This window comes from Hydrogenophaga sp., from assembly GCF_028698005.1.
Lineage (GTDB): Bacteria > Pseudomonadota > Gammaproteobacteria > Burkholderiales > Burkholderiaceae_C > Hydrogenophaga.
Genome location: NZ_JAQVEJ010000151.1, coordinates 1 through 7,124 on the forward strand (window position 1 = coordinate 1; position 7,124 = coordinate 7,124).

6 protein-coding genes are annotated in these 7,124 nt (G+C 70.1%); 2 read left to right on the forward strand and 4 right to left on the reverse strand.

Annotation, left to right across the window (positions count from 1 at the left end; all coding sequences use genetic code 11):
• Positions 1 to 279: 279 nt before the first annotated feature.
• From PHQ87_RS13000 to PHQ87_RS13015, 4 genes are read right to left on the reverse strand one after another with little or no spacing between them, the layout of a single operon-like run.
• Positions 280 to 1,203, reverse strand: coding sequence for a DMT family transporter (locus PHQ87_RS13000; protein WP_300235044.1), 924 nt, complete (start codon positions 1,201 to 1,203; stop codon positions 280 to 282).
• Positions 1,200 to 3,008, reverse strand: coding sequence for a peptidase M61 (locus PHQ87_RS13005; protein WP_300235047.1), 1,809 nt, complete (start codon positions 3,006 to 3,008; stop codon positions 1,200 to 1,202). The genes PHQ87_RS13000 and PHQ87_RS13005 overlap by 4 nt, the downstream gene beginning before the upstream one ends.
• A gap of 10 nt (positions 3,009 to 3,018) precedes the next feature.
• On the reverse strand, positions 3,019 to 3,741 hold the full coding sequence (locus PHQ87_RS13010; protein ID WP_300235050.1) for a DsbC family protein: 723 nt from the start codon (positions 3,739 to 3,741) through the stop codon (positions 3,019 to 3,021).
• A 26-nt stretch (positions 3,742 to 3,767) separates the two neighbouring features.
• A complete protein-coding gene (locus PHQ87_RS13015; protein WP_300235053.1) occupies positions 3,768 to 4,964 on the reverse strand; it encodes an FAD-dependent monooxygenase in 1,197 nt (398 codons plus the stop codon).
• A 137-nt stretch (positions 4,965 to 5,101) separates the two neighbouring features.
• On the opposite strand from PHQ87_RS13015, the gene PHQ87_RS13020 reads away from it, so the two are divergent.
• Together PHQ87_RS13020 and ychF are read left to right on the forward strand one after the other, a co-directional pair.
• On the forward strand, positions 5,102 to 5,998 hold the full coding sequence (locus PHQ87_RS13020; RefSeq protein ID WP_300235056.1) for an MOSC N-terminal beta barrel domain-containing protein: 897 nt from the start codon (positions 5,102 to 5,104) through the stop codon (positions 5,996 to 5,998).
• Between the two features lie 107 nt (positions 5,999 to 6,105).
• On the forward strand, positions 6,106 to 7,124 hold a 1,019-nt coding region (gene ychF / locus PHQ87_RS13025; protein ID WP_300235060.1), incomplete at its 3' end, for a redox-regulated ATPase YchF.

Below are 7,124 nucleotides of genomic sequence, written 5' to 3' on the forward strand. Positions count from 1 at the left end.
CAAGCTGTACGACTTCACGCGCCGCTGCTGGACCGACTTCCAGGGCCGCCCGACGAGCGACTGCAAGCCGGCGATGGTTTGAGCCCCCACGCTCCGCCGCTGCGCGGGTCGCTGCCCCCCGAGGGGGCGCGGATTCAGCTTGGGGCGGCCCGGCGCTGAATCCATGGCCCCCACGCTCCGCCGCTGCGCGGGTCGCTGCCCCCCGAGGGGGCGCGGATTCAGCTTGGGGCGGCCCGGCGCTGAATCCATGGCCCCCACGCTCCGCCGTGGGGTGGGTCGCTAGGGGTGTTCGGCGTTGGCGTGGGCCTGGCTGATGCGCTGTTCGTGGCGCACGATGTACAGGCCGCTGCCGATGATGATGACCGCGCCGATCCAGGTGTGGATGCCGGGCAGGGTCTGCCAGACCAGCCAGTCCAGGCCCACGGCCCAGGCCAGCGCGGTGTACTCGAACGGTGCCACGGCGCTGGCCTGGCCATGGCGAAAGGCATCGTTGATGGCCAACTGGCCCGCAAAGCCCGTGACGCCCAGGGCCACCAGCAGCCAGACGTGGCTGGCCGACACCGGTACCCAGCCCGGTGCGGCCAGGATGCCCGAGCCCACCGCGATGAACACCATCATGGTCAGCACCAGCGACTCCAGGCTGTCGGTGCGGCTGAGCAGCCGGCCGGTCACGGCCGTCACGGCGTAGCACAGCGCGGCGCCGATCAGCGCCAGGCCGCCGAGGGTGGCCAGGCCGGTCTGCAGGTCGTGGCCGCTGGGTCGCAGCGCGATCAGCACGCCGACAAAGCCGATCGCGATGGCCCACCAGTGCGCGCGTGGCACCCGCTCCTTGAGCACCGGCACCGACAGCATGGTGATGAGCAGCGGCGCGATGAAGAAGATGGTGTAGGTCGCCGACAGGGGCAACTGCTTCACGCCGAACGTGAACATCGACAACATGAACACGCCCAGGGCGCCGCGCAGCAGATGCAGGGGCCAGCGCAGTCCCCGCAGCCGGTGCCAGGCACCGCGCCAGTGCACGTAGGCCAGCACCAGCGGCATCGCGGTCAGCCCGCGCAGGCAGGCGATCTGCAGCGGCGGGTAGTGCGGTGACAGCGTCTTGAGCACCGCGTCCATGAGCGCGAAGAACATCACCGCCACCAGCATCGAGGTGATGCTGCGCAGGTTGCCCTGGGCCGGCCGGCGTCGGGACGCGGGCGTCATGGCGCCAGCCAGGGACGCAAGCGATCGCTGTTGCCGGGTGAGAACTTGAACGCGGTCACCTCGTCATCGGGCAGTCGCACGGCGCAGCGCAGCAGGCGGCGGTCGCGCGCCACCAGCGCGGTGAAGCGGCGCTGCGGCCCGAGCAGGGCCGGCAGTTCGTCGAGCTTGCGCAGGCGCCAGGCCTCGGCGGCCGCGCCGCGCCGTGCCGGCGGCAGCTCGATGCCCAGCCATTCGTCGCCCGCGGCCATGCCGGCCTGCTCGCCGGCGCCGCCACGCAGCACCGAGCGGATGGCGATGGCGCCATGGCCGTCGGCCACGCGCAGACCCAGTTGCTGCGCCAGCGGCGCCTGTTCCGTTTCGGACTTGACACCCTGGGCCTGCAGCAGCTCGATCACGGGCAGGTCGTCGGTGCCGTGCACCCAGGCGGCCAGCTCCGCGGCGAAGTCGCGCCGGCCCAGGCGCTTGAGCGCGCGTGCCACGTCGGCCTCCTTGATCGGGCCGCCGCCGCTGCGGGTCCACAGCTCGCGCATCACGTCGTCCAGCGTCGCGCAGCCGTCGCGGCGCAGGCTCAGGTCCAGGCACAGGGCCACCAGGGCGCCCTTGCTGTAGTAGCTGACCGTCGCATTGGGCGTGTTCTCGCCCACGCGGTAGTACTTGATCCAGGCGTCGAAGCTCGCCTGCGCCACGCTTTGCAGGTGGCGCCCCGGCGTCTGCAGCACCTGGTTGAGGTTGCGCATGAGCAACTGCAGATAGGTCGCGTCGTCGATCAGGCCGGCGCGGCGCAGGAACAGGTCGTCGTAGTAGCTGGTGAAGCCCTCGAAGAACCACAGCAGCCCGGTGTAGTTCTCCTGGTCGTAGTCGATGCGCGCGAACTCGGCCGGGCGCAGCCGCTTGACGTTCCAGGCGTGGAAGTACTCGTGGCTGATCAGGCCCAGCAGCGTGGTGTAGCCGTCGGTCGCCTTCAGGGCGGTGGGCTTGGCTTGGGCTGGGCCCGGCTTGAGGGGAAGATCCTGCCGTTGGCAGATCAGCGCCGTCGAGTTGCGATGCTCCAGGCCGCCGTAGCCCTCGCCCGTGGCCCAGAGCATGAACACGTAGTGGCTGAACGGTGGCGGGCCGTCGCCGTGCCAGAAGCGGATCTGCGTCTCGCAGATGCGGCGCGCGTCATCGAGCAAGCGCTGGCCGTCGAACGCCGCCGGGGCGCCGCCGACCACGAAGCGGTGCGGCACGCCGCAGGCCTCGAAGCTGCCGCTCCAGAACGGTCCCAGCTCCACCGGGCAGTCCACCAGCTCGTCGTAGTCCTGCGCCCGGTAGCGGCCGCATCCGCGGGCATCCACCTCGGCCGGCGTCAGGCCGGTCGCCACCGACCAGCCCCGGGGCAGGCCGCCGGCGTCGAGGTCCAGCGCATGGGGCCGGTCTTCCTGGCCGTGCACCCGCAGGCACAGGCTGGTGCCGTTGAAAAATCCCCGGTCGCGGTCGAGGAAGGCGGTGCGCACCGAGGGGTCGAACGCATAGACCTCGTAGTCCAGGTGCAGCGGCCGCTTCGGGTCGGCCTCGGCCACCCAGGTGTTCTTGGTGGTCTGCTTCAGGGCCACCGGCTGGCCATCCTGGCTGGCGCGCAGGCCCTGCAGGTGCTGCGAGAACTCGCGCACCAGGTAGCTGCCGGGAATCCACACCGGCAGGCTCAGGCGCTGGCGCGCGGCCGGGCGCGCGATGTCCAGACCGACGGTGAACAGGTGGTTGTGGGGCGAGGGCGCCGCAACGCGGTAGTGCACCGCCGGTTCGCGGTGTGCGTGAACAGGCTGCATCGGCGAAACCTTATTGGTTGGCTTCGGCCAGCAACTGCTCGATGCGTGCCCGGTCGATCGCGCCCGGCACACGGGCGCTGTTGGCGAAGAACAGCGTCGGCGTACCGGTGATGCGCGTCTTCTTGCCGAACTCGACGTTGCGCTGCAAGGCGCCGGTGTCGCAACGGTCGCTCTTGGGGATCGCCACGTCGCGCACCATCCAGTCGACGAAGACCTTGCCCTTGTCCCTGGCACACCAGATCTGGCGCGACTTGTCCACCGAATCCTGGCCCAGGATGGGGTAGAGGAACACGTGGATGGTCACGTTGTCGATCTTGGCCAGGTCGCGCTCGAAGCGCTTGCAGTAGCCGCAGTTGGGGTCTTCGAACACCGCCAGCTTGCGCTGGCCGTTGCCGCGCACGATGGTGAAGGCGTCCTTGAGCGGCAGGTCCTTGAAATTGACCGCGGTCAGCCGCTCGATGCGCTCTTCGGTCAGGTCGGTCCTGGCCTGGGTGTCGATCAGGTTGCCCTGGAGGATGAAGTTGCCGCCGGCGTCGGTGTAGAAGATCTCGCTGTCGTTGAAACGCACCTCGTACAGGCCCTTCATCGGCGTGGGCGTGACCTCGTCGATCCGGGGCAGGTTGGGCAGGCGTTCGGCCAGATTCTTGCGGATCACGGCCTCCTGCGCGGTGGCGGCGCCGATCGAGAGGCCGGTCAGCAGGGCCAGCAGGCAGGTTTTGAACAGTCGGGTCATGGTCAAGGGTGCAAAAAAGAAAACGGTCAGTCGGTCCGGGCCGCGTGGCCCATGGCCTGGCGCGCCAGCCAGTGCTTCAGGGGGCCGAGGCGGTTCACCCCCGACATGCCCCAGTTGCGCAGTGCCTGCACGCGCTCGTCGCCCAGCGAAAACAGGCCGAACAGGCCGTCGGTCAGCCAGCCCATGAGCCGGACATCGGCCTGCCGCGCGCGTTCGTAGCGCCGCAGCAGGCGGATATCGCCCACGTCGCGCCAGGGCTCGCGCTCGCGCAGCACGCGGGCCAGCTCGGCCACATCGGCCAGCCCCACGTTCAGGCCCTGGCCGGCCAGCGGATGCATGGCGTGGGCGGCGTCGCCGGCCAGGGCCACGCCACCGCGATCGGTGGCAGCGACCCAGTGCCGTGCGCGGGCCAGCTCCAGCGGCCAGGCCTGTGCCGGCCCCTGCAGCCGCATCGCACCGAGCGCGCCGCCGCAACGCTCCTGCACCGCCGTGGCCAGTGCCTCGGCGGGTGCCTGCAACCAGTGTTCGGCCTGTGCTGTCTCTACAGACCACACCAGCGCCACCGAGTTCCCCGGCGCGCCGCCCAGCGGCAGCAGCGCCAGGATCTCACCACCGGCAAACCACTGGCGTGCCACACCGCCGTGCCCCTGCTCGCACACCAGCCGCGCGGCGATGGCCTTGTGCGGGTACGGGCGGCTGTCGTAGTCGATCCCCAGCTCGTCGCGGGTGCGGCTGCGCCGGCCTTCGCACACCACGGTCAGCGCCGCCGGCTGCGCCGGCACCGCCTCGAGCACGTCGATGCCGCCCTGGAAGTGCACCGCATGGGCCAGGCGCTGCTCCAGCGCCGGCACGTCCACGATCCAGGTCAGTGCCTCGGTGCCTTGCTCGGCCGCGCTGAAGCGCAGTTCGCCCTGCTGGTCCCCGTGCACGGCCATCGCGGTCACCGGTGTCACCACCGGCTCCCGCTCGCCGTCCGGGCCGGGGGCGGGCGCCGCATCCTCGGGCCAGGCGCGCACCGAGCGCAGGATGTCGCGCCCCTGTGCGTTGATGGCATAGGCGCGCACGTCGGGCGCGGCCGATGGCGGGCGCGGGGCAGCCACCAGCGCCACCTTCAGGCGCTCGCGCGCCAGCAGCAGGGCCAGGGTCTGTCCGACCACACCGGCGCCGCGGATGACCACGTCGTGGTGCCGTCTGGCGCCGTGTCGGGAAGGGCTCTGAGTCATGCCGGGATTCTAGGGTGCGCGCGCGCCGCCGGGGTCGCCCCGCCATCAGCCCGAGGCACAATGGCCGGGTGCCGGCGGCCGTGTGCCGATGCCCGCACGCCGCCAGTCCCCCCGTCGTCCCCCGTTTTCTTCACACCATGTCCGACGCCCCCGTCTCGCAGGCCGATGTGCAGGCCACCATCGCCCAACTCTGGATCTACCCGGTCAAGTCCTGTGCCGGGATGTCCGTGACCGAAGCCGAACTCACCCCGACCGGCCTGGCCTGGGACCGCGCCTGGATGGTGGTCGATGCCGCGGGCCGCTTCGTCACCCAGCGCGAGCTTCCGCGCATGGTGCTCATCCAGCCGGCCTTCCGCATGGGGCAATTGGTGCTGCGGGCGCCGGGCATGCTGGCCCTGCACCTGTCGCTGGAGGCGGCCGAGTTCCCGCGCCGCGTCAAGGTCTGGAACGACGAGGTCGATGCCTGGGACATGGGCGATGTGGCCGCCCAGTGGTTCAGCGACTTCCTCGGTCCCGACGCGCCCGAGCACCTGCGCCAGTTGCGCCTGGTGCGGTTCGACCCCGAGGTGCGGCGCCTGTGCGATGCGAAATGGACCGGTGGCCGCGAGTCGGTGACGCAGTTCGCCGACGGTTTCGGCCTGCTCGTGACCAGCGAGGCGTCGGTGGACAGCGTCAACACCCGCCTGCAGGCCGCCGGCGCACCGGTGATCGACCAGCGGCGTTTCCGTCCCAACGTGGTGCTCGGCGGTGTCGAGGCGCACGACGAGGACCGCATTGGCCGCTGGCGCATCGCGGCGGAAGGCGGCACCGCCGTGCTCGAGAACGTCAAGCCCTGTGTGCGCTGCCCGATCCCCGACATCGATCCCGAGACCGCGCTGTCCTCGCATGCGGTCACCGACACCCTGCAGGTCTCGCGCCAGGACCCCCGCATGGGCGGGCGCCTGACCTTCGGCATGAACGCCATCATGCGCGAGGGCGATGGCGTGATCGTGCGCATCGGTCAAGTCGTGGACGCCGACTGGCAGTTTGATTGACCGCCCCCCGCCCCCCGATCCGCCGCTGCGCGACCGCCGACTAAAATGACCGGTTAGCCTTTTCCCAGCCAGAGCGCGTCAAGCGTCACCAGCGAGCAAGTTCCACCATGAGTCTGAAGTGCGGCATCGTCGGCCTGCCCAACGTCGGTAAATCCACCCTGTTCAATGCCCTGACCAAGGCCGGCATCGCCGCCGAGAACTACCCGTTCTGCACCATCGAGCCCAACGTGGGTGTGGTCGAGGTGCCGGATCCGCGCCTGCAGCAACTGGCCGAGATCATCAAGCCCGAGCGCATCGTGCCGGCCATCGTCGAATTCGTGGACATCGCCGGTCTGGTGGCCGGGGCCTCCAAGGGTGAAGGCCTGGGCAACCAGTTCCTGGCCCACATCCGCGAGACCGACGCCATCGTCAACGTGGTGCGCTGCTTCGACGACCCGAACGTCATCCACGTGGCCAACAAGGTCGATCCGATCGCCGACATCGAGGTCATCCAGACCGAGCTGTGCCTGGCCGACCTGGGCACGGTCGAGAAGGCGCTGCAGCGCTACACCAAGGCCGCCAAGAGCGGCAACGACAAGGAAGCCGCCGCCCTGGTCGCGCTGCTGACCAAGGTGCAGGCCGTCCTCAACGAAGGCAAGCCGGTGCGCACGCTGGAGCTGGGCGAGCAGGAAAAGGCGCTGCTCAAGCCACTGTGCCTGATCACCGCCAAGCCCGCCATGTTCGTCGGCAACGTGAGCGAGGACGGTTTCGAGAACAACCCGTACCTGGACCGCCTCCGGGAATACGCCGCCGCGCAGAACGCGCCCGTGGTGGCCATCTGCGCCAAGATCGAGGCCGAACTGGCCGAGATGGACGAGGCCGACCGGCTCGAATTCCTCAAGGAGCTCGGCCAGGACGAACCGGGCCTGAACCGCCTGATCCGCGCCGGCTTCAAGCTGCTGGGCCTGCAGACCTACTTCACCGCCGGCGTCAAGGAAGTGCGCGCCTGGACCATCCACATCGGCGACACCGCACCCCAGGCCGCCGGCGTCATCCACGGCGACTTCGAGCGCGGCTTCATCCGTGCCCAGACCATCGCCTTCGACGACTTCATCCAGTACAAGGGCGAGCAGGGCGCCAAGGACGC

Coding starts and splice junctions, on each gene's coding strand:
- PHQ87_RS13000 (WP_300235044.1), bottom strand. CDS start 1,203: ATGACGCCCGCGTCCCGACGCCGGCCGGCCCAGGGCAACCTGCGCAGC.
- PHQ87_RS13005 (WP_300235047.1), bottom strand. CDS start 3,008: ATGCAGCCTGTTCACGCACACCGCGAACCGGCGGTGCACTACCGCGTT.
- PHQ87_RS13010 (WP_300235050.1), bottom strand. CDS start 3,741: ATGACCCGACTGTTCAAAACCTGCCTGCTGGCCCTGCTGACCGGCCTC.
- PHQ87_RS13015 (WP_300235053.1), bottom strand. CDS start 4,964: ATGACTCAGAGCCCTTCCCGACACGGCGCCAGACGGCACCACGACGTG.
- PHQ87_RS13020 (WP_300235056.1), top strand. CDS start 5,102: ATGTCCGACGCCCCCGTCTCGCAGGCCGATGTGCAGGCCACCATCGCC.